The sequence below is a fragment of the Microbacterium enclense genome (assembly GCF_001456955.1).
GTDB lineage: Bacteria > Actinomycetota > Actinomycetes > Actinomycetales > Microbacteriaceae > Microbacterium > Microbacterium enclense.
On sequence record NZ_KQ758467.1, the window covers coordinates 586,763 to 610,212 of the forward strand.

A 23,450-nucleotide genomic window follows, 5' to 3' on the forward strand; every position below is an offset into this window, starting at 1 on the left:
ACCGATGCGTGACCTGACCGCACGGAAGGAGGAGTTGACCGCCTCCGAGAAGCACAGCGGCCTGCGGCGCACGCTCAGTCGCCGTCACATCCAGATGATCGCGATCGGCGGCGCCATCGGCACCGGCCTCTTCCTCGGGTCGGGCCGGACCATCGGCTACGCCGGCCCGTCGATCATCTTCATCTACATGATCATCGGCTTCTTCGTCTTCTTCATCATGCGCGCCCTCGGCGAGATGCTGCTGTCGAACCTGCACTACAAGACCTTCGCCGACCTGGCGAAAGACCTCATCGGCCCGTGGGCCGGATACTTCGTCAACTGGAACTACTGGCTGGCGTGCGTGGTCGCGGGGATCGCCGATGTCGTCGCGATCACGGCGTACATGAAGTTCTTCGACGAGGACGTCCCGGTCTGGCTCGTCGCGGTCGTCACATCCGCGGTGCTGCTGTTCTTCAACCTGCAGCCCGTGAAGTGGTTCGGCGAGCTGGAGTTCTGGTTCGCCGTGTCGAAGGTCGTGACCATCGTCGCCCTGCTCGTCGTGGGCAGCATCATGATCGTCACGGGGTTCACTCCGGCGGGCCGATCGCCTGCGTCGCTGACCCACCTGTGGGACGCGGGCGGCATGTTCCCGATGGGCGCCGCAGGTTTCGTGCTCGGGTTCCAGATCGCCATCTACGCCTTCGCATCCGTCGAGCTCGTCGGCACGGTGGCCGCCGAGGCGAAGGAGCCGCACAAGACGCTCCCCAAGGCCGTGAACTCGGTCGTGCTGCGTGTGCTGTTGTTCTACGTCGGAGCCCTCATCGTGATCATGTCGGTGACCCCGTGGAACCAGATCGACCCCAACCAAAGTCCGTTCATCACCGTGTTCTCGACGGCCGGATTCCAGGCCGCGGCCGCCGTGATCGGTCTCGTCGTGATCGTGTCGGCCGCATCGAGCGGCAACTCGCAGATCTACGCCGGCGTCCGCATGCTCTACGGCCTCGCCCGAGACGGGCACGCCCCCGCGGTCTTCGCGCGCCTGAGCAGGGGCAGGATCCCCGTCGCCGCGGCCGTGCTGACCGGCGGACTGGTCTTCCTCTCCGTCCCCCTGCTGTATGCCGGCGACTCCGTGCTGAGCGCCTTCTCGTTCGTGACGTCGGTGTGCTCGGTGCTGATCCTGTTCACCTGGAGCTCGATCCTCGTGTCGTACCTGCGGTACCGCCGCCGCCACCCCGACCGGCACGCGGCCTCGGCATTCAAGATGCCGCTCGGCAGGGTCATGCCCTGGGTCACGTTCGGGTTCTTCCTGTTCATGCTCGGCGCCATCGCCTCCAACCCCGACACGCTTCCGGCGCTGCTCGCCGCGCCGTTCTGGTTCGCCTTCCTCGCTGTGATGTGGACGCTGCGCCGTCGCGCGCTCGCGCGGAGCGGCCGACCCATCACCGGGCACATCCCCCTGCCCGACTTCGACCCCGACCGTGCGCCGTCGTCGGCCCGCCCGTCGGACCACCGCTCGGAGGACGCATCATGAGCGACACCACGACCACAAGCGACACCACGACCACGGACTGGCTCCGCGCGCGTCCGGAGGTCGACCCGACGCAGGCCGTAGCCCTGGCGCGCGAGCATTACGCGGTAGAAGGGCACGCCCGCGAGCTCGGCAGCCAGCAGGACCGCAACTTCGCCGTGGGGACGGCGGGCGACGGCATCCTGCTGAAGATCAATCACCCGTCGGTCACCGATGCCGAGCTCGACCTGCAGATACACGCGTCGGACGTGCTGCGCCGAGCGGGTGTGCGCACCCCCGCGGTCGTGCCCACCCTCGACGGTGCGCGTCGCTTCGCCTGGAACGCCGGGGGCGACACGCCCTCCGCCGTCTGCGCCTTCGAACTGATCCCGGGCACCTCGCTCTTCGATGCGGGCGCGCTCACCGGGGCGCAGGCGGAGGAGCTCGGTCGGCTGTGCGCCCGGGTGGATGCGGCGTTCGCCCCGGTGCGCCACCCCGCCGCCGAGCGCACGCTGCAGTGGGAGATGGGGCAGGCCTTCGAGGTCGTGCAGGCCCTCGCGCCCAGCCTCCCCGACGCGGAACGCGCGTATGTGCAGGCGCAGACTCGCGAGGCGTGGGCTGCCGTGGCACGTCTCGCCGACGACCTGCCGCGTCAGTTCGTGCACGGCGATCTCACCAGCGACAACGTGATGCAGGACGACTCCGGGCGCCTTTGGGTCATCGACCTGGGCGACGCGGTCGAGTCGTGGCGGGTCGCCGATCTGGCGATCCTCGTGGCCGACGTCTTCGGACGAACGGGCAGCCTCGCCCACGCCGCCCGCGCCGTGCGGGGCTACTCGTCGACCACGCCCCTGACCGAGGCGGAACTGGCGGTCCTGTGGCCGATGGTGGTGCTGCGCGGCGCGGTGCTGTGCGCGAGCGGCTGGAGTCAGCAGGAGATCGACCCGGACAACGCCTATGCGAAGTCACGGATGCAGCACGAATGGAACGTGTTCGCGCAGGCCGCGCGTCGGGATGCCGATGAGGTGACGGCGCAGTTCCGGCTGGCCGCCGGACTCCCGCACCGCGCGGACATCGAGGCGTATCGACCCCTCGTCGAGGGGCTCGCGCTCGCGGAGCCGGTGGATCTCGGCATCCGCAGCGCTCTTCTCGACCGTGGGGAGTGGACCGACCCGTCGACGGAGCTCACTGCGGCGCGATCGGCGTTGCGCCGCGGGGTGGCGCTGTTCCGCTTCGGCGAGATGCGCCTCACGCGCGTGTCGTGGGACGTCGCCCGGCCTGCGCCGGCGCGCGCCCGCATGGTCGACGTGTGGACCCGCCCGGGTGCGATCGTGCGTGCACCGTTCGCCGGGGTCGTGAGCGTTCAGGGCCGGCGCCTCGACCTGGCCGACGCGGGGGTTGTGCTCGGCATCGAGGGCGTCGACGACCCGGCCTCGGGGCCGGTCGAGGCGGGACAGGTCATCGGGTCCGTCGCGGCGACGGCCCCCGGGGTCGGGCGACTGCGGGTGACCCGGCGGATGCTCGGCGCACCGGCCGACGCCCCCTTCGTCGACGCGGACGGTGAATACGAGACGGACGGCAGCGCAGACCCGTCGGTCTTGCTGGGCACCCGTCCCGTCGCCGATCCGGTGTTGGCATCCCGCGAGCAGCAGCAGCGCCGTGACCGGGTGATGGCCAGCTCGGCCGAGCGTTACTACGACGACCCGCCGCAGTTCGAGCGCGGGTGGGACACCCGTCTGGTGTCGACGACCGGTCGCGCCTACCTCGACATGGTCAACAACGTCACCGCGATCGGGCACTCGCACCCTCGACTGGCGGATGCCGTGGGGCGGCAGTTGCACGTGCTCAACACGAACTCCCGCTTCCTGTACGAGGCTTTCGCAGACGTGTCGGAGAAGCTTCTCGCGCACGCACCCGACCCCTCGCTCGACGCCGTGATCCCGGTCAACAGCGGGTCGGAGGCCGTAGAGCTGGCCCTGCGGCTCGCGCGCGCGGCGACGGGACGGCGGGACGTGATCGCCGTCGACGAGGGCTACCACGGTTGGACGACGGGCGCGGACGCCGTGAGCACGTCGGCCTTCGACAATCCGCACGCGCGGGGGTCGCGGCCCGACTGGGTGCACCTCGTGGACGCTCCCAACGCGTACCGCGGACCGTTCGGCGGCGAGGACGCCGGTGCCCGCTACGCCGCGCAGGTGCGGGAGGTCGCCGCGCGGCTGAGCGCGGAGCGCGAGGGACCGGCGGCGTTCATCTGCGAGCCGGTGCTGGGCAACGCCGGTGGAGTGGTTCCGCCCGCGGGGTTCCTGGCCGCCGCCTACGCGGCCGTCCGCGCCCACGGCGGACTCGCGATCGCCGACGAGGTGCAGGTGGGCTACGGGCGGCTCGGCGCCGCCTTCTGGGGTGCCAGCACACAGGGCGCGGTGCCCGACATCATCACCGTGGCGAAGGCGGCGGGCAACGCCTTCCCCTTCGGTGCCGTGATCACGAGACGCGAGATCGTCGACGCGCTCGCGCGGGAGGGGATGTTCTTCTCCTCCGCCGCCGGGGCGCCGGCCAGTGCCGTGGCGGGGGCGGTCGTGCTCGACGTCATCCGCGACGAAGGGCTGCAGCGCAACGCCGCCCGCGTCGGAGAACACCTGTTCGACCTGCTCGAAGGGTTGCGCCGACGGCATCCGCTCATCGGGGCCGTCCACGGGATGGGTCTCTACCAGGGGGTCGAACTCGTGCGCGACCGCGACACCAAGGAGCCGGCGACCGAGGAAGCGGCCGAGATCTCGCGGCGCCTGCTCGCGCGCGGGATCATCGTGCAGCCGGCGTCGGAGCGGCAGAACGTGCTCAAGGTGAAGCCGCCGCTCACCTTCTCGAGGGAAGACGCCGAGACGTTCGTCGAGGCGCTGGACATCGTGCTGAAGGAGTACGCGCGGTCGTAGCCGGCGACGTGAGAGCGGCCGACGCACGGCGCAGCCGCGGCTCGAGGCGGATGATCCTCGAGTCGCGGCCCGTCGTGCGGCCGTCAGCGCCGCGCGCCTCCTGCGCAACCCTCATCCGCGGCCCCGCGAACCGGTCCTACGGTGTCCGGCGTGACGACGCAGCACCACTCCGTGACCAATCTCGCCTTCCGCTCCTTCTCGACCCGGCGGCCGGGGGCTCCGGTGTACGTGCTCGTGCATGGCATCGGCATGTCGCACCGCTACTTCCGGCGCCTCCAGGCCGAACTGGCGACGGATGCCGAGGTGCGCGCCGTCGATCTGCCCGGCTTCGGCGGGGTGCCGAAACCCGGACGGACCCCCGGCATCCGCGAGACCGCCGATGCCCTCGGCCGCGTGCTCGACGAACTGGGAGTGCGTGACGCCGTGATGGTCGGGCAGTCGATGGGTTCGCAGTGGGTGGTCGAGCTCGCCCGTCTGCGCCCCGACCTGGCGCGGGGCGTCGTCGCGCTCGGGCCGGTGGTCGACAGTGCGCGGCGGGAGGCGGTCACGCAGGCGCTGCTGCTGGCCCGCGACTCCGCGCTCGAACCCCCGCGGCTGAACGGCATCGTCGTCAGCGACTATCTGCGGTGCGGACCCGTCTGGTACGCGCGGCAGGCGGTGCACATGCTGCGGTACCCGATAGAGGAGCGAATATCGGGCCTCGGGGTGCCTCTCCTTCTCATGCGCGGTTCGAACGACCCGATCGCCTCGCAGGAGTGGGTGGAGCGGCTCGCCGCACGGGCGCCGATCGCCGAGGTCGCGGTGATCGAGGGCCACCGGCACCTCGCCCACTTCACCGCACCGCGCGAGACGGCGGAGCGGATCCGCGACTTCAGCTCTCGTGCACGACGGCGGTCAGCTCCGGCAGCAGGTCCCGCGCGAGAAAGCCCACACCCACCCGCTCGGTGAGCCGGTCGCCGGCGCGGGCGTGCGTCCACCCGCCCCAGACGGCCGCACGCTCCGGCTCCATGCCGAGGGCGGCGAACCCCGTGATGGCGCCCGAGAGCACGTCGCCGCTGCCGGCGGTGCCGAGACCCGACCCACCCGGCTCGGCCTGCCAACACCGCCCGTCCGGGTGCGCGACCGTGCCGAAGCAATGTACGACGGCGTCGTACCGTCGTGCGATCTCCACGATGTCGGCCTCGCGATCGGCGCTCAGGTCGCGTTCGAGCAGCAGCTCCGCTTCCTCTTCATTGGCGTTGATGAGCAGGTCGGAGGGCAGGATGCCGCGATCAAAGGACGGCAGGATGCCGAGCGCGAACGCATCGAGCACGAGGCGGTCGATGTCGGCGCCGGCCACGGTCTGCAGCGCCGCGCGGGTGGCATCCGGATCATCGAAACCCGGGCCGAGGAGCACGGCATCCGCCGACTCCAGCCCCGAGCGCAGGGCGTCGTCGAGGGGGCCCGACCCGGTCGGCAGCTCGTACACGCCCGCCTCGGGCATGGCGGGGCCGAGACTGGGGGCGAGTGCCGCGGGAACCGCGAGGCCCACCCGGCCCGCGCCCACGCGCAGGGTCGCCTCGGCCGACAGCAGCACCGCGCCGGGGGAGCGGGGCGAACCGCCCACGACCACGACCTGTCCGCGCGACTTCTTCGAGCCGCCGGCGTCGGGCAGGCCCCACTCGCGCAGCAGCTGCAGGGTTACGGGTTCAGACATCGTCTTCTCCGGAGTGCACGGTGACGTCGGCACCCTGGCTCTCGAGGTGGTCGACGGCCGAGAAGGTGACGAGCTTCCACCCCTCGTCGTCGCGGACCAGCTCGGTCACCGAGGCGTTGCGCACGGTGTGGCTGGAGGCGAAGGCGAGCAGTTTCGCCTCGTCGAGCGGCAGCAGGACGTACAGCATCAGCATGATCACGGCGTCGTGGGCGACGACCACGACGGTCGGCGCGGGTCGCTCGAGCGCGTCGCGGAAGAACGACCGCAGGCGCAGGGCGACATCGGCCCACGACTCCCCGCCCGGCGGCCGGTGGTAGAACTTGCCGAGGTGGCGCCGGCGTGCGGCCTCTTCGGGGTGCAATTCCTGCACGCCCTGCCAGGTGAGCAGATCCAGGATGCCGAGCTCCCGGTCGCGCAGCCGCTCATCGACGAGCGCCTGGGATGCCGCGGGCACATCGTTCAGCGCGATCGCGAGGGTCTGCCGTGCGCGGCGGTAGGGCGACACCCAGTACTCGTCGACGTCGTCAGCGACGGAGCGGAGCCACGTGCCGAGGGCTCCGGCCTGCTCCCGGCCGGTCGCCGACAGCTCCACGTCGGCATCGCGGATGTCGAGCGCGATCACGGGGGAACCGGCCCGCTCGGCCTCCGACGCAGCCACGTTGCCTTCGCTTTCGCCGTGTCGGATGAGCAAGAGTCGCGTCACTGCCATGGCGGCACGTTACGTCGCGGAGTGGATGCAGCGCTCGGGCGTTGACAGGGTCGGCGGGGCTGACGAAGGGGCGGGGTCGCGGTCCGCCGGAACCGGCGCGCGGGCGGTGACCGCCCGGGCCGCTCGCGGGGACGGGAGGAAATCGTGGGAAGGGAGGATGCCGCGCGGCCGGAACGTCCTCCCAACGCCGGATCACCTCCCCGCGCGCTCCCCGCAACGCCGCGGACGCGCCCCCCGCCCAGGGCCCTGTGACGCAGCGCCGCGACCGCCGGGGAGGTGGCGGTCGCGACGCGGTGCTCTCCTGGTGCGATGGGCACCCCAGCCGGATGCCGTCACGCGGCGAACCGGATGACGCCGGCGATGATCAGCGTGATCACGGTCGTCCAGAGCGCGATCGCGGCCGCCTGCCACGCGATCACGCGCGCCGGGGAGACCCCGGTCGAGGTGAGGGCGGCGGCGGTGAACTGGGTGGGCAGCAGCAGCGGGCCGAGCAGGCTCACGCCGGGGGTGCCGTAGCGGTGGTACGCCCGTTCGAACTTCTGGCGGCGGGCGGTGACGGGCTTCTCGGGCGCCCCGCGGCGAGTGGTGACGGCGGTGCGCACCCGCGAGGTCGCCAGCACGACGATCGCGACGCAGATGAGGTTGCCGACCGCGCCGGCGACAGCGGCGACGAGGGGGTTGATGCCGCCGATGATGCCGATGGCCGCGGCGCCCTCGCCCTCGATGAACGGCACCGCGCCGGCGAGGGCGACGATGAGCGGCTGCACGAGGTCGGGCACGTCGGCGACGAGGCCCTGGAAGCCGAGGACGAGATCGCTGATGGGGTTCGACATGACTGCTCCTGGGGGATGGGCCGCGGCGTGTTCCGCGGTGATTCCATCCCACCGATCCGGGCCTGTCGGCGGCAGTGTCGCGGTGTCACGACCGCGCGGGAGGATGCGCCGGGGCGTGCATGACGAATGTCACGGCGCCGCGGATGCCGTGGCGCCGGTGCTCCGGACGTTCGCGGAGGGGAGGACTTTCGGGGAGGGGAGGACGGTGGCGCGGGGTTTTCTCCTCCGCAGCGCGAATCTCCTCCCGCCGCCGCGGGCGCGGGGTGTGGGGAGGAGTCTGGGCGAGGGGAGGACGGTGTAGCCCGGGATTCTCCTCCGGCCGCGGGTTCACTCTCGCGGCCGGGGCCGCAGGAGCGGAGGAGTTTCGGGGAGGGGAGGACTCGACCGCGCGGGGTGCTCCTCCGCGACGCGAATCCCCTCCTGCCGCCGGGGTTGCAGGAGCGGAGGAGTTTGGGCGTGGGGAGGACTTTCGGGGAGGGGAGGACCCCGCCACGCAGTCTTCTCCTCCGCAGCGCGAATCTCCTCCCGCGGACGCGGACGCGGGCGCGGGCTCTGAAGGAGCTGGGGCGAGGGGAGGACTTTCGGGGAGGGGAGGACCTCGCCGCGCAGGATTCTCCTCCGCAGCGCTAATCACCTCCCGTCGCGGAGTCGCAGCCGATCGCGAACCGGGCGGGTGGGCCCCCAGGCCTAATCCCTCCTGCAGCCGCCGAAGGCCGCCGCGCTACCGCACGACGCGCAGACCGGGTAGCGTCGCTCACCCGCAACGGTTGCGGCGGAAGGAGGACACAGCATGCCCCCCGCCTTCGCCTGGATCGAGTACGCCTTCTGGGGCGTGCTGGCCGTCGGCATCCTGGTCCGCCTGTCGATCGCGCTGTTCCGCCGCCGCGCGGGCCTCCGGAAGGACGCCGTGCGTTCCGCCTTCGGGCCCGTCATGAGCGCCGGTGCCGCCCAGTCCGCGGCGTACGGATGGACCCCGCCCCGGTCGATGGATGCCACTCCGATGGACCGTTCCGCCGAGACCAGCGAGTTCTGGGACCGCGCACCGACGGACCTCCCCGACAATCACCGCGACCGCCCGTTCCCGAGCTGATCCCCGACCCGACCGATGCCGCCCAGACCCCTCCCACCCTGGCCCACGACGCCGCCCGCGCACGGTGGCATCCGGTTGCGAGAGGTCGACGATCGCGACGTGGCGATGGTGCTCGAACTGTCGACCGACCCCTACATCGCGCAGACGGGCACGCTGTCGCCCGACGCCACCGAGGCGCACGCGCGCGCCTGGATCGAACGTCAGCGCGGCCGCCACGGCGAAGGTGTCGGATACTCCTTCGCGATGGTGGATGCCACGACCGGCGACGCCGTCGGCCACTGCGGGCTGTGGCTCGCCGAACTCGGTGAGGGCCGAGCGACCGCGGGCTACGTCGTCGCCCCCTCCGCCCGCGGGCACGGTCGAGCGGCCGACGCGCTCACCGCCCTGACCGCCTTCGGGGCGACCGTTCCGGGCCTGCACCGCATCGCGCTGTACATCGAGCCGTGGAACGCCCCGTCGATCCGCACCGCCGAACGCGCGGGCTATGAACGCGAGGGATTGCTTCGCAGCTACCACCGCATCGGCGGGCAGCGGCGCGACATGCTGCTGTACGCGACGGTTCTGCACAGCCCCTGACCGTGACGAATGTCACGGCCGTACGATGGCCGGGGTGAGCACTCCCTCCGCCGCCACCTATGCCCGCGACGTGCGCGTCACGTGGTGGTACACCGTCGCCTCGGTCCTGTCGCTGCAGGTGTTCGGCCTCGCGATCTGGGCCGTGGCCGTCGTCGTGAACGACGCTCCGCTCGCCGTCGCGCTGTACCTGGTCGGCGCGGTCGGGTCGACGGCATCCGCCGTGCTTCTTCTCCTGCGGTACCGCCGGGAGCCGCTCGACGACGGCGACGCCCGTCACCCCGTCTGGCCGTCGCTCGTGCTCGGCATCGCGTCCGGATCCCTCGCCGGCGCGGCCGTCGGCTCGCTGCTGCTCGCGGTGGCCCTCGCCGCGCAGGCGCTGTGTCTGGTGCGGTGGCGGAACGGCATCCGCCTGCGCCTCGTGATGCTGCTGATCGTGGTCATCGTCGCCACGTGGATCATGGATGCCACCCGCCTGAACCCCGGTGGCTACGTCGCCGCGGTCTTCGGGCTCGCGCTGTTCGTGGCGATGCTTCCGCCGCTGTCGGCGACGTCGCTGTGGTGGTGGGACATCGTGCGCGAACTCGACCGCGCGCGCCGCGCCGAGGGACGTCTGGCCGCCGCGCAGGAGCGCCTGCGCCTCGCGAGCGACCTGCACGACCTGCAGGGCCACCACCTGCAGGTGATCGCCCTGCAGCTCGAGCTCGCCGAGAAGATGATGGGGCGCGATCCGGATGCCGCGGTCGAACAGGTGCGGGCGGCCCGCGCCAGCGTCGACGAGGCGCGCCGGGGCACGCGCGATCTCGCCGCACGGTTCCGCGGGGTTCCGCTGCCCGACGAACTCGCCAACGCCGCCGATCTGCTGCGCGCCGCGGGCCTGACCGTCGACCTGCTCGTCGACGCCGAGGCCGGCCGCGCGCCCGCCGACGTGCTCGGCCCGGTCGTCCGCGAGTCGACGACGAACGTGCTCAAACACGGCGGTGGGGGCTCGGCATCCCTCTCGCTCGCCCGCCACCGGGGAGCGTGGGTGCTGACGGTCGAGAACGACGCGCGCGGCGCGGCCTCGCCCGTGGGCGACGGCGCGGGGCTCTCGGGCATCGCCGAGCGCGTCGGTACCGTCGGAGGAACGATGGATGCCACCCGCCTCGGCGACCGGTTCCGACTCACCGTCCACGTGCCCGAGGGGGTGACGGCATGATCCGCGTGCTCATCGCCGACGACGAAGACATGATCCGTACCGCGCTCGCCGCCCTGCTGCGGCTCGAAGACGACCTCGACGTCGTCGCCGAGTGCCGCGACGGCGAGAGCGCGCTCGCCGAGGCCGAGCGCCTGCGGCCCGACGTCTGCCTGCTCGATCTCGAGATGCCCGGCCTCGACGGCGTCGACACGGCCGCGCGGATCCTCCGGCGCGTGCCCTCGCGCTGCGTCATCGTCACGCGCCACGCCCGACCCGGCGTGCTGCGGCGCGCGCTCGGTGCGGGCGTCGACGGCTTCCTGCCGAAGTCACGGCCCGCGGATGACGTGGCCGCGGTGATCCGCGAGGTCGCCGCCGGGCGTCGCTACGTCGACCCCGAGATCGCCGCGGATGCCCTCAGCGATGAACGCAGTCCCCTCACCGACCGCGAGCTCGACGTGCTGCGCGCCGGTGCGCGCGGGGAGACGGTCGCCGAGATCGCCGCGATGCTGCACCTGTCGGCCGGGACGGTGCGCAACCACGTGTCGTCGGTGCTCGGCAAGCTCGGTCTCGCGAGCCGGCAGCAGGCGACGATCCACGCGCGCGAGCGGGGGTGGATCTGATGGACGGCAACCTCCCTCACATCGAATTCGTGTTCCCCGGCCCGACCAGGGACAGGATCGTCGCCGCCGTGCAGGCAGGTGACAAGACGGCGACGAGCTCTCTTCTGCGCGAATACGAGATCGCGGGCGATCCCGTTCCGTCAGTCGGAGACACCGGCGCGGTCCTCGACTCGGCCGGTGAGCCCGTCTGCGTGATCCGGACCGTCGACGTCGACATCGTGGCGCTTCGCGACGTCCCCCTCGCCCACGCTCTTGCCGAGGGCGAGGGGTACGAATCCGTGCGTGATTGGCGTCGCGGTCACCTCCGGTTCTGGACATCCAAGGCGATGCGCAGAGAACTCGGGACCGAATTCCCGGTCGACGGCGACACGCTTGTCGTGCTCGAGCGGTTCGTCGTCATCGGCTGACACGGAACCGCTGGAGCTCAGTCGACGACCGCGGCCACCGCCTCGATCTCGACCAGCTGGTCGTCGTATCCGAGAACGGTCACGCCGAGCAGGGTGCTCGGCACGTCGTGCGCACCGAATGCGTCGCGCACGACTTCCCACGCCGCCACGAGGTCGGCCTGTCGTGTGGAGGCGACGAGCACGCGCGTACTGATGACGTCAGTGAGCTCTGCGCCGGCCTCCGTCAGAGCGGTGCGCATGTTCTCCACGCACATGGCCGCCTGCGCCGCAAAGTCGCCGACGCCGACCGTCGCGCCGTCTGCGTCGAGCGGACAGGACCCCGCGAGGAAGATGAGGCGGGCGTTCGCCGGTGCGGTGGCGGCGTAGGCGTACTCCGCGCTCGCCGAGAGCGAAGACGACCGGATGAGCGTGACGGCGGTTGGCATGCGGAGCCTTTCGTGTGGGTGGCAGTGGTGATGGTGTCGCGGTTCGGGGGATGGGGCGCAGAGGTCGGGGGACGAAACCGGGGCGGTGGCACAGCCCGCCGGGTGCTTTACCGGTCGAGCAGTGCTGGCGCTGGGCAACGCTTCACGTCACGATGCCCAGCGCACGGCGTGCTGATAGTGCCCCCGCCCGAGGCGGGGGCGCGTGTACGTGACGCCTCTGACGCGGGCGAGATGGTTGTCTGCGAAGACGCGGAGCAATTTGATCGAAACTCCCAGCTCGTCTGCGATGGCCTCATCATCGAGGCCGATCGACTCGAGCTCGGCGAAAAGGACCGGATCGACCAGAACCGCGGCGGCGAAGGCGTCGGCCGCGGCCTCTGCATCGGGGTCGTCACGGCCCTGATGGCCGTAGAACGCATGCCCCAGTTCGTGCGCCAGCACGCAGGCTCGTTCTATGGGAGTGAGCGAGAAGTCGTAGACGACCCGGCGTCGACCGTGGTCGTAGAAACCTCGGAAGGGCTCTGGCAGGTGGGCCACGTGAACGGAGACCTCGAGGCGCGCTGCCAGCGCGAGCAACTCCTTCACGGATTCTCCTTCAGTCTGACGTCGGCCTTCGTTCATCGGTGTTCGCGGCATCGCGCGCCGCGGGGGCGACGTGGCCGATATAGGTCACGTTGTCCGCGTCGTCGATGGTACGAGGGGCATCCGACACCGATGCGAGGAGCTTCCGCAGGCCGTCTTGAGGACCGCCTGGTCGATCGGGTTCGTGCGAGGCGTAGTCGCTGAGTGCCATGTCGACGATCTCCCGCGCGGGAACTCGGAGGACCGCAGCGATGCGCTCGAGTTCGGAAACCGTCGTCTCGTTCGCCCCGTCCTCTCGACGCTTGAGATTGGACAGGGCGATCCCCGTCTGGGTCGAGAGCACCTCGCGACTGACGTCTCTGCGCGCCCGTGCCGCGCGTATTGCTGCGCCGAGATGCCTGTCGAACGGGTGAGGCGTCTTCTTCGCGCGAACCATGTGCCCAGCGTAGGTCAGCCCCTCACGGCTTCGACCGGGTGAATTGGCTTTGAAAGGCCAAACATGACTGGTTAGCATCCATTCATGGGCACGTCAGGTCGCAAGATCACCCGCGTAGACCTCGGCGCGGTCGATCGTGACCAGCGCGAACCGGAGCGTCGAGCGAACGACGTTTCTGTGCGCGAGTTCCTTACGGCTGGGGCGGAACGGGGGTTGACGACCGGCCAGATGTTTCCGGGTCACGCCGCGAGTGGCGCCCGGCCGCCCGAATCGGGTGCCCCATCGACACCGTGAGGCGGCGGACGCCGACGTCTCGCGACTCCCGGAGAGACTGCTCGGCGGTGTCCCCGGTCCCATTCACCACACAGCAAGCAGGAGTAGTCCGTGTCTATCCAGGTGGAACACCTCCGAAAGAGCTACGGCTCGCTCGAGGCCGTTCGCGATCTATCTTTCGACGTCCCCACGGGGTCGCTGTTCGCGTTCCTTGGGGCGAATGGTGCGGGCAAGAGCACGACGATCGGCTGCATCACGACAGTTCTCCGTCCGACTTCCGGTCGGATCCGCGTGCATGACCGTGACGCGGTAGATGACCCATACGGGGTACGCGGGGTCATCGGCGCCGTCTTTCAACAATCGCTTCTGGATCCATTGCTCTCCGTTCGCGAGAACCTGGCGACCCGGGCAGGCTTCTATGGACTCCGCAGGCGTGAAGCATCGGCGAGGATCGGCGAGCTGGCCGAATTGATCAACCTGGGAGACTTCCTCGACCGGCGCTACGGCGTGCTCTCCGGCGGCCAGAAGCGCCGGGCCGACATCGCGCGTGCGATCATCCACCGCCCCCGCGTCGTCTTCCTCGACGAGCCCACCGCGGGCCTCGACCCGCAGTCGCGGGAACAGATCTGGTCTGCAATCGACCAGCTCCGCGCAAACCATGCGACGACTGTTTTCCTGACTACTCACTACATGGAGGAGACCGAGCGGGCCGATCAGGTCTGCATCATCGCGCGGGGCGAGATCGTCGCAGAGGGGAGTCCGGCACGACTCCGTTCCGCTTACAGTCGCAGCGTGCTCACCGTGAGCGCCTCCGACGTGGCATCCGTCCTCGCCGAGTGCGAAACGCGGGGCCTCGTCGCGGCACGATCCGGTGACCTCGTACGCGTACACGTCGACGACATCGAGCAGGCCCGGTCAGTCCTGGTCTCGCCGTGGGTCACGGACTTCGAATTCCGACACGGAACGATGGACGACGTCTTCCTCAACGTGACGGGGGGCCAGGCGGCATGAGAACGATCGCGATTCTCACCGGGCGGAATCTGCGCCTCTTCTTCCGAGACCGCGCAGGGGTGTTCTTCTCTCTCCTGTCGGCCCTCATTCTCATAGCGCTGTACGCGCTGTTCCTGGGCAACCTGCAGGTCGACAATCTGACCGAGCGCTTTCCGGACGCAGCGAGCAGCGACATCCACTGGTTCGTGAACGCGTGGGTCTTCGCCGGAATCACCATGATCACGACACTGACGACGGCATTGGCCGCCTTGACGGTCTTCGTCGACGATCGCGCGAGCGGACGCTTCAGCGACTTCCTGGTCTCACCCATTCGCCGCGTCGAGCTGATCCTGGGCTACCTCTTGTCGAGCTTTCTCATCTCGCTCAGCATGACAGTGGTCATCCTCGCCGTGGGGCAGGTCTATCTGCTCACGCAGGGCAGTCCCATGATGACCGCGAGCGAGGCAGCAGAGACGCTCGGCTACGTCGCTCTTTCGAGCGTGGCGTTCGCCGCGCTGTCGAGCTTCGTGGTCACCTTTCTGCGCACCGCCGGCGCGTTCGCCGCGCTGTCGACCGTGGTGGGAACGGTCATCGGCTTCCTCGCCGGAGCGTACATCCCTGTCGGGACGCTCCCGGACGGCATCGTGAATGGGATCAACGCGCTCCCCTTCGCGCAGTCGGCGATGCTGATCCGTACCCCCATGACCGCGCAGGCACTATCCGCGCTGGCTGGCGAAGAGGGGCAGGCGGCCGACGCGGTGAAGGCGTTTTACGGCATCTCGGCCCACGTCGGTGAATTCGAGGTCACTGCCGGCTTCGCCGTCGCAGTTCTGGTCGCGGTGTTCGTCGTCTTCGCGTCACTCGGGGCGCGTCAGCTCGCTCGCCGGATCCGCTGATGTCGGGGACTTTTCTCGCCGTGCCAGGGCAGGGTAGCCAGTCCCTCGGGATGGGAAGGCAGCTGGCCACCCGACATTCCGCCGCGCGGGCGGTTTTCGACGAAGCCGCGGACGCGCTCGGCTTCGATCTGCGCGACGTGATGTGGGGTGATTCCGCCAGCCGACTGATGGCGACCGATCATGCTCAACCCGCCATCGTCCTCCTCGCCATCGCCGCCCTGCGAGCGTGGGACGCTTCGACGTCGTCCGCCCTCGACATCCGGTGGGCCGTGGGTCACAGTGTCGGATCGATCGCCGCGGCGATTGCCGCGGGGGCCCTCGCTTTCGCTGACGGGATGCGGCTCGCACGCACCCGGGGTCTCGTGATGAGTGCCGCTCCCGGACCGGGGGCGATGCTCGCGGTCGCGGTCACCTCTTCACACGCTCACGGAGACATCGCCCGCGTCGCCGCCGCGCTGGGGCTGGACATCGCATGCATCAACGGTCCTCGGCAGATCGTGCTCGCGGGACCCCGCGCGGGCATTCTCGAAGCGCGCACGACGTTCGGGGCGCGATCCCGACTCCTCGATGTGAGCCACGGCTTCCACTCCTCTCTGATGGACCCTGTCGCGCAGCGATGGGCACGGGAAGTGGCGACCACACCATTCCGCGACCCTCGGGTGCCCTTGCTATCGGCGATCTCGGGGGAGCTCCTCCACACGGCCGAGCACATCGCCGAGGACGTCCGCCGGGGAGTTCGCGAGACCGTGAGGTGGGATCTGGTCACCGCGGTCGCACACGACAGCGGATGCTCAGCAGTCATCCTCGGTAATGGCCACACCCTGATTCGCTTCTGGCGGGGGGATGCCATCGCGGACGGGGCGATCGTCGTCGACGACGCTTTCCGTGGAGGCGTTCGTGCAGCCTGACCGGAGCGTCGTCGTCACCGGCGGATCCCGAGGCATCGGCCGGGCGTGCGTCGAGACTCTCGCCGACGCGGGATGGCATGTCATCGTGGTCTTTCGCCGAGCCGCCGACGAAGCCGCGGACGTCGTGCGCACCGTGACGGAGCGAGGGGGGTCCGCGTCGGCGGTGCAAGCCGATGTGGCATCCGAGACGCAGGTCCGCGACGTGTTCCGGGCCATGCGCGCTGAGCACCCCCGCCTGGCGGGGGTCGTGTCGAACGCCGGGATCACGCGTGACGGGCTGACACCGATGATGTCTCTCGCGACGTGGAACACCGTCGTCGAGACGAATCTCACAGCCTCGTTCCTCGTCGCCCGAGAGTCACTGAAAGCGATGCGCCGGACCGGGGGATCCCTCGTCTTCATGAGCTCGGTATCCGGCTTGCGCGGTCAGGTGGGACAGGCGAACTATGCCGCCAGTAAGGGCGCGGTGAACGCGATGACACGTTCACTGGCGCGCGAGGCCGCGGCGGTCGACATCCGCGTCAACGCGGTCGCACCCGGGTTCACCGACACCGATATGGTCCGCCGGATGCCGCGCGGGGACCTCGAACGGCTCGTCGATGCCGTCCCGCTTCGACGGATGGCGCGGCCGCATGAAGTGGCATCCCTGGTTCGCTTCCTTCTCAGCGATGACGCCTCGTACATCACCGGACAGACCATCTCGATCGACGGCGGATTGACCGCCTGAGGCCCCTACGGAGACGAAACATGGAATACCGAGAACTGGCGCAGCAGGCTGTCACCCGGCGCGAGTTGAACGACCGCGTCAAGGCGCTGATAGCCGAGGGGCTTGGGCTGCCCATCGACGCGAGCCTCATCGACGACGATCAGCCCCTCTTCGGGCGTGGACTCGAACTCGACTCGCTCGACACCCTCGAAATCGTGAGCCTGATCGACGAGAACTTCGGCGTTTACATCACCGACGACGACAAATTCGTCTTCGGTTCGATCAACACCATCGCAGACTTCATCGAACAGGCGCGAGCGCGGTGACCGGCCGACGAGGTGTCGCGCTCGCGTCTGCCGAGGTCGCGCGGCGACTCCCGCACCGGCACCCGTTCTTACTGCTGGATCGCGTCGATGATCTCGAGGTCGGTATCTCTGCGGTGGGCACGAAGAACGTATCCATCGCTGATCCGGTGTTCGCGGGCCATTTTCCGGGCAACCCGGTCTACCCCGGCGTTCACATGGTCGAAGTGGCGGCACAGCTCTGCGGTTTGATCGGTTCCTCCGACGAGCCGGAGCCCGTCCTGGGGTATCTGGCATCGATCAAGCGGTTCAAGTTCGTCGCGGTAGTCGTCCCGGGTGATCAGATGAGAATCTCGGCGCGAGCCGGAGCGTCCATCGGCGCGCTGACCGAGTTCGCCGTCGAGATCACTGTCGCCGGCCGAGTCGTGGCGAGCGGCGTTCTCGCCATCGCCCGCGCCCGAAGGTGAGAGCGTCGTATGTCCGCAGAGATCCGTGAACTCACCGGCGAAGACGACCTCGGGCGAGTTGCTGACTTCTTCATCCGGAATCACTACGGCCCTACGGGCGTGGTCCTGTCAGGACACGCGCTCGAACGCGTGTTTCGCGAGCGTGGTGTTCGCCTCTTCCTCGTCGCAGAGGAACGGGGCGAAATCGTCGCAACCATCGGATACGCGACCATGTCGGGCCGCCGGGTGGCCCCACCGGGTCAACTCTTCGCCGGGATGTTCGTGATCGCGCCGAGCCACCGCACGGGGATGCTGGCGGGGCGTCTCTTCTCCGATTCCTTCGAACGACTGGTCGCCCGCGGGATTCGCGGTCTTCGCGTCGAGGTCGACCCGGCGAACTCTCGGGCTTTCCCGCTCTACGTCAGGGTGGGATTCAGAGCCCTCGAGGGAATGACCCCGGACGAGGACGGCTATGTCGAGCTCGTCAGTGTCCTTCCGGGGGTGACGACCGATCTGTCGAACAACGCCGTCGCCTGGACCGGTCGGTCCCTCAGCGGCGACAGGCGCAACTGGCGATCGATCCGCCGCTCACGGACGCAATCCGTCGACAGCGGGATCGTCCGGCTCCCTGGGTGCGGTGATGCGATCCGATATGACTTCGAGCTCCCCGGCCTCCTCGTCTCGGCGGTCGGACGTGTCGACGATGCCGCGCTCGTGACGCTCTCCGTGAACGGCTCCGCCGCGCCGGGATTCCCGCCGCCCGGCGACTGCGAGCAAGCGCATCCAGCCCGAATCGTAGTGTCGAGGGCGCTCGGGCTCTTCACGGTGACGCTCGACGAACGTGGCACGCTCGTCGTTTCGCACCCCGGGCACCTCGGCTCTGTCGTCGTCGATCCACATCCGGTCGCATCGGGCGGAACCGCGGGCCCGCGACGACCCTCCTCCCGTCCTCTTCACGTGGATGCCGCCGACGAGATGTGGCGAATCGACGACGGAGACGTGGAGCGCGTGGTGGAATTCCTCCCCGCGGGAGTGCGAGTGACGGCGATGAGTCGGAGCGCGAGCGAAGTCGTCTGCTTCCCCTGGATGGGACTACGCGTCGCACGTCTCGCGCTGTCGCTCGAGGGCGTCGAGGCGCGCGCCGCACACGCTGTGCGCGGACGCTGGCCTGTCGATCTGGTCGACTTCGAGGCATCCGCCGACGGGGAGAGTTCGTGGCCGGCAGCGGGGACCGAGGTCGTCTGGAGTGACGGTGCATCCGGCGTCACGATCGCCGCCACGCGGCTTCGTGCGGAGAAGGCGCGCCTCGAGGGATGGCACTTCGTGCGCCTCTCGGGCGAGACGAGCGTGGGATACGACCTCTCGGTGTCGTCATCCGGGTGTTCATCGCGGGTCCGCAACGGACGCGGTGGGCGAGTGATCGACACGTGGTGGCGCTCGCGACGAGCGCTGGCCGATGTCCTCCAGACGACAACGGATGCCGGAACACTCATCGTCGCGCCAGAGGCGGGTCTCGTGGAATGGCGTCGTGACGGTCGCCCGGTAGTGTGCTCGTCCTTCCCTTCCCGGCGGGCGATCGGCCCGCTCACGACGGTGTCAACAGCGCTCTGGGCGTGCGCAGAGCCGGATCGTACGGACCTCGACCTGGGCGCTGCATGGCCGACCGACGACGCCCGGCTCCCGTTCCAGCCGAGTGGCGACACCCAGGGTGCGGGGTGGTCGTTGACCTCGTTCGACTCGCCGAGCGAGCTCGGCGTGCGGGTGATCGCGATCGCCGAGGAGCGCAGACTGGAGGCGGTCGTCTTTCTGGCGCTCGCCAGGGCCACTCGCGTCAGAATCGCGGATTCCGACGGCGGGGTGCTCGAACTCGACGTCTCGCCGGACCCGTGGCGCACATGGACGCGCGCAGCCAGCTTCTTCATGGACGGCGGCTGGCTCCACTTGACGTCCGTCCGCGGCATACACCCCGAGATCTTGATTCGTTCTACCGCGCAGGGCCTGATGGTCGCCGCCTACTCGCGACTCGCCTCAGAGCCCACGACGACGGTCTGGAGCGTCCGATGGGACGCCCTCTGACGCCGTCGTCCCCTTCCACGACCCACGCAACCCGACCGATGATCATCTAAGGAGACCGATGTCCACGAACTCGGAGTATCACGCACTTCGTCGATCCGCCGGCGTCTACGCGCGCGGCACGAGCATTCATTCGATCGGCGGCGCAGGTCGTGAGGCCCTCCTGTCTCACGTCATCGCCCGGCCCACAGAATTCGCGCAGCCAGGATCGGTCGTCGATTCGCTCGTGCTCGACGACGCCGGCCGTGTCATGGACTTCGTGCTCGCCGTCGTCGACGAAGACCGCACTCTCGTGATCTCGGAGAACAGCAAGAGTGCCACCTCCGACATGAAGGCGGTTGCGATCGCACTCGGCATGCGCGACGTGACCATCGACGCCCTTCCAGGATGGGGAGCAATTGCCGTCGAGGGTCCCCGCGCGTGGGAGGTCGTGCGCGGTCTGATCGCGGACGACATCGCGAGCCTGCTATTAAACGAATGGCAGTCCGTGGAGATCCCCGGGGCTTCGTTCGCGCTCCTCGCGCGCACCGGCACCACGGCCGAGTACGGGTACGTCGTGGTCGCAGACGTCGCCTCGGACGTTCTCATCGACAGCCTCCGGTCACCCCTCGAAGACGTGGATGGTGCCCTCGTCGGTCCGCCGGCCCTTCAGCGCGCGCGGATCGAAGTCAACCACCCGGTGGTACCCGACCAGTTCACCGGCGTCACCGCGCTCGAGGCGGGGGCCGGGTGGGCCGCGGGTATCGGTCGAGAAGACTCATACCGGGGGGCCGGTCACGCTGAGCGGACGCATCGTCGCCTGGTCGCCATTCGATCAACGCGTCCCCTCGAGAGCGGACGCACCGTCGAGGCGGGCGGGGTGACGGTCGGTCGCGTCCACCTCTGCGCGGCCGAGATCGACGGCGAGACCAGCTATGCGCTGGCGTTGCTCGACGCACCCTTCGACGTGCCGGGACTCGAGCTCGCCGTCGATGGCGAGACGGTGAGAACCGTCTCGCGACCGGCGGTCCAGCCCGTGTCCTGGACCGAGCCGATCGGATGACCCGCTCCGATGTCGCTGTGACCGGCGTCGGGTTACTGGCGGCGGTCGGTCTCGACGCGCGAGACAGCTGGAACGCCATCAGACGGGGCTCCTCGGGCATCTCCCGGGTGACGTCGGTCGATGCCAGCGGGTTCATCTCGCAACTCGCGGGGGAACTGCCGGGCGGAGCCGACTGGAAGGGTGCGGCGCCCCGTCGAGAGGGGAAGGGGATGGTCGACCGATGCCACGCCATGGCCTTGGATGCCACCACCGAGGCGATGGCAAGCGCCCGGCTCGGGGCGGAGGAGTACTCACTGGACCGTGTCGGCATCTCATTCGGGACATCGTTGGGCGGCGCGCGCTCCGGCGAATCCTTCCATCGCCAGTGGCTCGAGCAGGGGTTGCGCCGCGCGGATGCGAGCCTTCTCCGCCAGTACCCCCTGCACTCGGTCGCGGATGACATCGCCGAGCAATTCGGCTTCACCGGGCCGCGCACCGTGCAGTCGAATGCGTGCGCCGCGGGTGCCGTCGCCATCGCCTACGGCGTGGAACTCATCGAGAGCGGGCATGCCGACGTCGTCATCGCGGGAGGAGTCGATCCCCTCGCGTACTTCTCCTTCGGTGGGTTCTCGTGCCTGGAGGCGCTGGACCCCCTGCATTGCGCCCCCTACACGCGCAGCAGCGGACTCAACCTCGGCGAGGGCGCGGGTGTCGTCGTGCTCGAGAAGCGGGCCGCAGCCCACGCTCGCGGCATCCCCGTTCTCGCTGTCGTCCGTGGGTACGGCCTCAGCGCGGACGCGCATCACCCCACGGCGCCGGATCCGACCGGACGGGGGGCGTTGCGCGCGATGAAGGCCGCGCTCGACATGGGCGGGCTGGCGCCCGACGATGTGGACTACGTGAACGGGCACGGCACCGGAACCCCGGCGAACGACAGCACGGAAACGCGGGCCGTCGCTCAGCTCTGTCCGGCAGCCCCGCCTCCCCTCAGTTCGACCAAGTCGATGATCGGGCACACGCTCGGTGCGGCCGGAGCGGTGGAAGCCGTCACAACGGTGCTCGCGCTTCGCGACGGCGTGCTCCCGCCGACGGTCGTTCCGCCGGATGCGATGGATGCGCCGCACGGCCTCGATATCGTCCCCGCCGCCGGGAGAACGGGCACCGTGGAGGTGGCCCTGTCGAACTCTTTCGCCTTCGGGGGCAACAACGCGTCCCTTCTGCTCACCCGTGACGCCTCCACGGCACAGCGGGAGCGGTCCGATCCGACGGGGCGGGCCGTGCTGATCACCGGCGCCGCGGCCATCGCGGCCGACGCGAAGGACTCCGACGACGTGCGGGCTGCTCTTCGGGCCTGGACACCGGCGTACGGCGCGCGACACGTCACGCTGGACGGATACGGTGACTTTCCTGTCGCCGAGATTCCCGAGAAGCACCTCACCCGCGGCGTGAATCCACAGATGCTGCGCCGAATCGACAACCTCGGACGCCGTGCCGCCGTGGTCGCTGCGGACCTGCTGCGCGAGCGCAAGCTGAGCCGAGAGGAAGCCTCTCGAACGGGTCTCATCTTCGCCACGGGGACCGGCCCGCTGTCGACGGTGGAGGCTTTTCAGCGCGAACTCGTCCGAACGGGTTCCGGCAACACGAGACTCTTCCCCAACACCGTCATGAATGCGGCCGGCGGTCACGTCGCACTGCTCAACCGGCTACAGGGGCCCACAGCGACGATCTGCGCGGGTGGGACCTCCGGCATCACAGCCCTGCACTTCGCGACCCGACTGATTCAGCGCGGCGCTGCCGACCGAGTCGTCGTGCTGTCGGCTGACGAGGCGCCCGTGGCGATGCTGGCCGCGCACGCTCGCATTCCCGGCTTCCTCTCGCGCGAGCGCTGTCTGCCGTTCCAGGATTCGGGCAAGGTCTTCGGTGGAGCCGGCGTCGCTCTGCTTCTGGAGGCAGCCGAGGCGGCCCCGCCAGGGAGGACGATGGGACGCATCGAGGGATTCGGCATGACCGGCGACACGAGCGGCCCCGGGCGCCTCGACCCCTCGAGCGACGGCTGGTTACGAGCGTTCCAGGAAGCCCTGATCAACGCCGAGGTCACCCCGCGCGGCGTGGACCTCGTCGTGTCCGCTGCGTGCGGTCGCGCGGCGATCGACAACATTGAGGCGGCGGCCCTGCGGGACGCGGGTCTGGGCGCGGCCGTCGTGTCAGCCCCGAAAGAGATCTTCGGCGACGCGGGATCGTCGTCGGCGCTGCTGGGCGTCGTGCAGGCGCTCTGGATGGGCCGAGAGGCGGATGCCGACACCTTCGGTCGCACAGTGTCGGAGCGCCGGATCCGTCCGACCTTCCGGAGTGCGCTCGTGTCTTCGTACGAAGTGGGGGGCAGCTATCAGTCCGTCGTGGTTCGAGCTCACGACGCCTGAAGGCCTGGCGGTGGCGGTGTGGTCCGTGACGATTTCGTCGTCTGCGACCGACACGCTCGGAAGAGCTCTCGACCCGTCCGCGACGCAGGTCCTGCGGCGCATCGTCGAGGCGACTTCGTGCGCTCGCGGAGGTCACTGCCGGCCATCGGGGACGAGCACCGGACGCTGGGTGTGTCCCGGGTGCGCCGCTCACTGGAGCACGGCGGCGACTCCCGGGCGGGCCATGGTGAGCCGATCGGACATCCCGTGCGGCATCGACGTCGAGTGGGCGTCCCGTCATCGACCCGCCGCGTTCCGAGCTGCAGGCAGGTGGTGTGGAACACCGGTTCGGAGTGCGCGCCAGTGGACTCAGGCCGAGGCGATCTGGAAGGCGGCACGTCCCGCCCCGCGGCTCGGATCGGATCTCATCCCGATACCGACGTCGACCGGCGAGGGGTGGCAGTTGAGCGCC

Annotated in this window: 24 protein-coding genes and 1 pseudogene; 18 read left to right on the forward strand and 7 right to left on the reverse strand. The window is 69.8% G+C overall.

Going from position 1 to position 23,450, the window contains the following annotated elements:
* The first annotated feature begins 4 nt into the window (after positions 1 to 4).
* The 3 genes from AS029_RS02730 to AS029_RS02740 all read left to right on the forward strand — a co-directional run bounded on the left by AS029_RS02730 (position 5) and on the right by AS029_RS02740 (position 5,364).
* On the forward strand, positions 5 to 1,510 hold the full coding sequence (locus AS029_RS02730) for an amino acid permease (RefSeq protein WP_074615805.1): 1,506 nt from the start codon (positions 5 to 7) through the stop codon (positions 1,508 to 1,510).
* On the forward strand, positions 1,507 to 4,416 hold the full coding sequence (locus AS029_RS02735; protein ID WP_058231035.1) for an aminotransferase: 2,910 nt from the start codon (positions 1,507 to 1,509) through the stop codon (positions 4,414 to 4,416). Before AS029_RS02730 ends, AS029_RS02735 begins: the two co-directional genes overlap by 4 nt.
* Positions 4,417 to 4,566: 150 nt before the next feature.
* The gene (locus tag AS029_RS02740; RefSeq protein WP_139167997.1) at positions 4,567 to 5,364 is read left to right on the forward strand and encodes an alpha/beta fold hydrolase; all 798 of its coding nucleotides are present in this window, start codon (positions 4,567 to 4,569) and stop codon (positions 5,362 to 5,364) included.
* Here AS029_RS02740 and AS029_RS02745 read toward each other — a convergent pair.
* From AS029_RS02745 to AS029_RS02755, 3 genes are all read right to left on the reverse strand, one after another.
* Entirely contained in the window at positions 5,288 to 6,112 is an 825-nt protein-coding gene (locus tag AS029_RS02745; protein ID WP_058231036.1) for an ADP-dependent NAD(P)H-hydrate dehydratase, read from the reverse strand. The genes AS029_RS02740 and AS029_RS02745 overlap by 77 nt on opposite strands.
* Complete coding sequence (locus AS029_RS02750) at positions 6,105 to 6,821, reverse strand: histidine phosphatase family protein (protein WP_058231037.1); 717 nt, start codon at positions 6,819 to 6,821, stop codon at positions 6,105 to 6,107. Before AS029_RS02750 ends, AS029_RS02745 begins: the two co-directional genes overlap by 8 nt.
* 332 nt (positions 6,822 to 7,153) lie before the next feature.
* On the reverse strand, positions 7,154 to 7,654 hold the full coding sequence (locus tag AS029_RS02755; RefSeq protein WP_058231038.1) for a hypothetical protein: 501 nt from the start codon (positions 7,652 to 7,654) through the stop codon (positions 7,154 to 7,156).
* A gap of 790 nt (positions 7,655 to 8,444) precedes the next feature.
* On the opposite strand from AS029_RS02755, the gene AS029_RS02770 reads away from it, so the two are divergent.
* Genes AS029_RS02770 through AS029_RS02790 form a run of 5 tightly spaced genes read left to right on the forward strand, consistent with a single transcriptional unit; the run spans position 8,445 to position 11,521 of the window.
* A complete protein-coding gene (locus tag AS029_RS02770; RefSeq protein ID WP_058231041.1) occupies positions 8,445 to 8,744 on the forward strand; it encodes a hypothetical protein in 300 nt (99 codons plus the stop codon).
* A gap of 15 nt (positions 8,745 to 8,759) precedes the next feature.
* Positions 8,760 to 9,320 (forward strand): GNAT family N-acetyltransferase, encoded by a 561-nt coding sequence (locus AS029_RS02775; RefSeq protein ID WP_058231042.1) that lies wholly within the window; start codon positions 8,760 to 8,762, stop codon positions 9,318 to 9,320.
* Positions 9,321 to 9,354: 34 nt separating this feature from the next.
* The gene (locus tag AS029_RS02780) at positions 9,355 to 10,515 is read left to right on the forward strand and encodes a sensor histidine kinase (RefSeq protein ID WP_058231202.1); all 1,161 of its coding nucleotides are present in this window, start codon (positions 9,355 to 9,357) and stop codon (positions 10,513 to 10,515) included.
* Positions 10,512 to 11,114, forward strand: coding sequence for a response regulator transcription factor (locus AS029_RS02785; RefSeq protein ID WP_058231043.1), 603 nt, complete (start codon positions 10,512 to 10,514; stop codon positions 11,112 to 11,114). The genes AS029_RS02780 and AS029_RS02785 overlap by 4 nt, the downstream gene beginning before the upstream one ends.
* On the forward strand, positions 11,114 to 11,521 hold the full coding sequence (locus AS029_RS02790) for an ASCH domain-containing protein (RefSeq protein ID WP_058231044.1): 408 nt from the start codon (positions 11,114 to 11,116) through the stop codon (positions 11,519 to 11,521). Before AS029_RS02785 ends, AS029_RS02790 begins: the two co-directional genes overlap by 1 nt.
* Before the next feature lie 17 nt (positions 11,522 to 11,538).
* On the opposite strand, the gene AS029_RS02795 is transcribed toward AS029_RS02790, so the two are convergent.
* From AS029_RS02795 to AS029_RS02805, 3 genes are all read right to left on the reverse strand, one after another.
* A complete protein-coding gene (locus AS029_RS02795; RefSeq protein WP_058231045.1) occupies positions 11,539 to 11,946 on the reverse strand; it encodes a RidA family protein in 408 nt (135 codons plus the stop codon).
* Between the two features lie 147 nt (positions 11,947 to 12,093).
* Positions 12,094 to 12,531, reverse strand: coding sequence for an ImmA/IrrE family metallo-endopeptidase (locus tag AS029_RS02800; RefSeq protein ID WP_058231046.1), 438 nt, complete (start codon positions 12,529 to 12,531; stop codon positions 12,094 to 12,096).
* 10 nt (positions 12,532 to 12,541) lie between these two features.
* Complete coding sequence (locus AS029_RS02805; protein ID WP_082642108.1) at positions 12,542 to 13,042, reverse strand: helix-turn-helix domain-containing protein; 501 nt, start codon at positions 13,040 to 13,042, stop codon at positions 12,542 to 12,544.
* A 306-nt stretch (positions 13,043 to 13,348) separates the two neighbouring features.
* Between AS029_RS02805 and AS029_RS02810 the strand changes: the two genes are divergently transcribed.
* The 7 genes and pseudogenes from AS029_RS02810 to AS029_RS18070 form a co-directional block, all read left to right on the forward strand.
* On the forward strand, positions 13,349 to 14,248 hold the full coding sequence (locus AS029_RS02810) for an ABC transporter ATP-binding protein (RefSeq protein ID WP_058231048.1): 900 nt from the start codon (positions 13,349 to 13,351) through the stop codon (positions 14,246 to 14,248).
* On the forward strand, positions 14,245 to 15,123 hold the full coding sequence (locus AS029_RS02815) for an ABC transporter permease (protein ID WP_058231049.1): 879 nt from the start codon (positions 14,245 to 14,247) through the stop codon (positions 15,121 to 15,123). Before AS029_RS02810 ends, AS029_RS02815 begins: the two co-directional genes overlap by 4 nt.
* The gene (locus AS029_RS02820; protein ID WP_058231050.1) at positions 15,123 to 16,031 is read left to right on the forward strand and encodes an ACP S-malonyltransferase; all 909 of its coding nucleotides are present in this window, start codon (positions 15,123 to 15,125) and stop codon (positions 16,029 to 16,031) included. The genes AS029_RS02815 and AS029_RS02820 overlap by 1 nt, the downstream gene beginning before the upstream one ends.
* Positions 16,021 to 16,758, forward strand: coding sequence for an SDR family oxidoreductase (locus AS029_RS02825; protein ID WP_058231203.1), 738 nt, complete (start codon positions 16,021 to 16,023; stop codon positions 16,756 to 16,758). Before AS029_RS02820 ends, AS029_RS02825 begins: the two co-directional genes overlap by 11 nt.
* A gap of 20 nt (positions 16,759 to 16,778) precedes the next feature.
* Entirely contained in the window at positions 16,779 to 17,063 is a 285-nt protein-coding gene (locus AS029_RS02830; RefSeq protein WP_058231051.1) for an acyl carrier protein, read from the forward strand.
* Positions 17,060 to 17,506 (forward strand): 3-hydroxyacyl-ACP dehydratase FabZ, encoded by a 447-nt coding sequence (gene fabZ, locus AS029_RS02835; protein ID WP_058231052.1) that lies wholly within the window; start codon positions 17,060 to 17,062, stop codon positions 17,504 to 17,506. The genes AS029_RS02830 and fabZ overlap by 4 nt, the downstream gene beginning before the upstream one ends.
* Before the next feature lie 9 nt (positions 17,507 to 17,515).
* Positions 17,516 to 17,908 (forward strand): annotated as a pseudogene (locus tag AS029_RS18070) (N-acetyltransferase family protein); the annotation flags it as partial.
* A gap of 165 nt (positions 17,909 to 18,073) precedes the next feature.
* Here the strand turns inward: AS029_RS18070 and AS029_RS17850 are convergent.
* Complete coding sequence (locus AS029_RS17850) at positions 18,074 to 18,385, reverse strand: hypothetical protein (RefSeq protein ID WP_228375859.1); 312 nt, start codon at positions 18,383 to 18,385, stop codon at positions 18,074 to 18,076.
* 57 nt (positions 18,386 to 18,442) lie between these two features.
* Here AS029_RS17850 and AS029_RS17855 point away from each other — a divergent pair, with 57 nt between their 5' ends.
* Genes AS029_RS17855 through AS029_RS02850 form a run of 3 tightly spaced genes read left to right on the forward strand, consistent with a single transcriptional unit; the run spans position 18,443 to position 22,999 of the window.
* Positions 18,443 to 19,561: a hypothetical protein gene (locus AS029_RS17855; RefSeq protein ID WP_228375860.1), complete on the forward strand. Its 1,119-nt coding sequence runs from the start codon at positions 18,443 to 18,445 to the stop codon at positions 19,559 to 19,561.
* 58 nt (positions 19,562 to 19,619) lie between these two features.
* A complete protein-coding gene (locus AS029_RS02845) occupies positions 19,620 to 20,600 on the forward strand; it encodes a hypothetical protein (protein WP_058231054.1) in 981 nt (326 codons plus the stop codon).
* Entirely contained in the window at positions 20,597 to 22,999 is a 2,403-nt protein-coding gene (locus tag AS029_RS02850) for a beta-ketoacyl-[acyl-carrier-protein] synthase family protein (RefSeq protein ID WP_058231055.1), read from the forward strand. Before AS029_RS02845 ends, AS029_RS02850 begins: the two co-directional genes overlap by 4 nt.
* Positions 23,000 to 23,450: the final 451 nt, after the last annotated feature.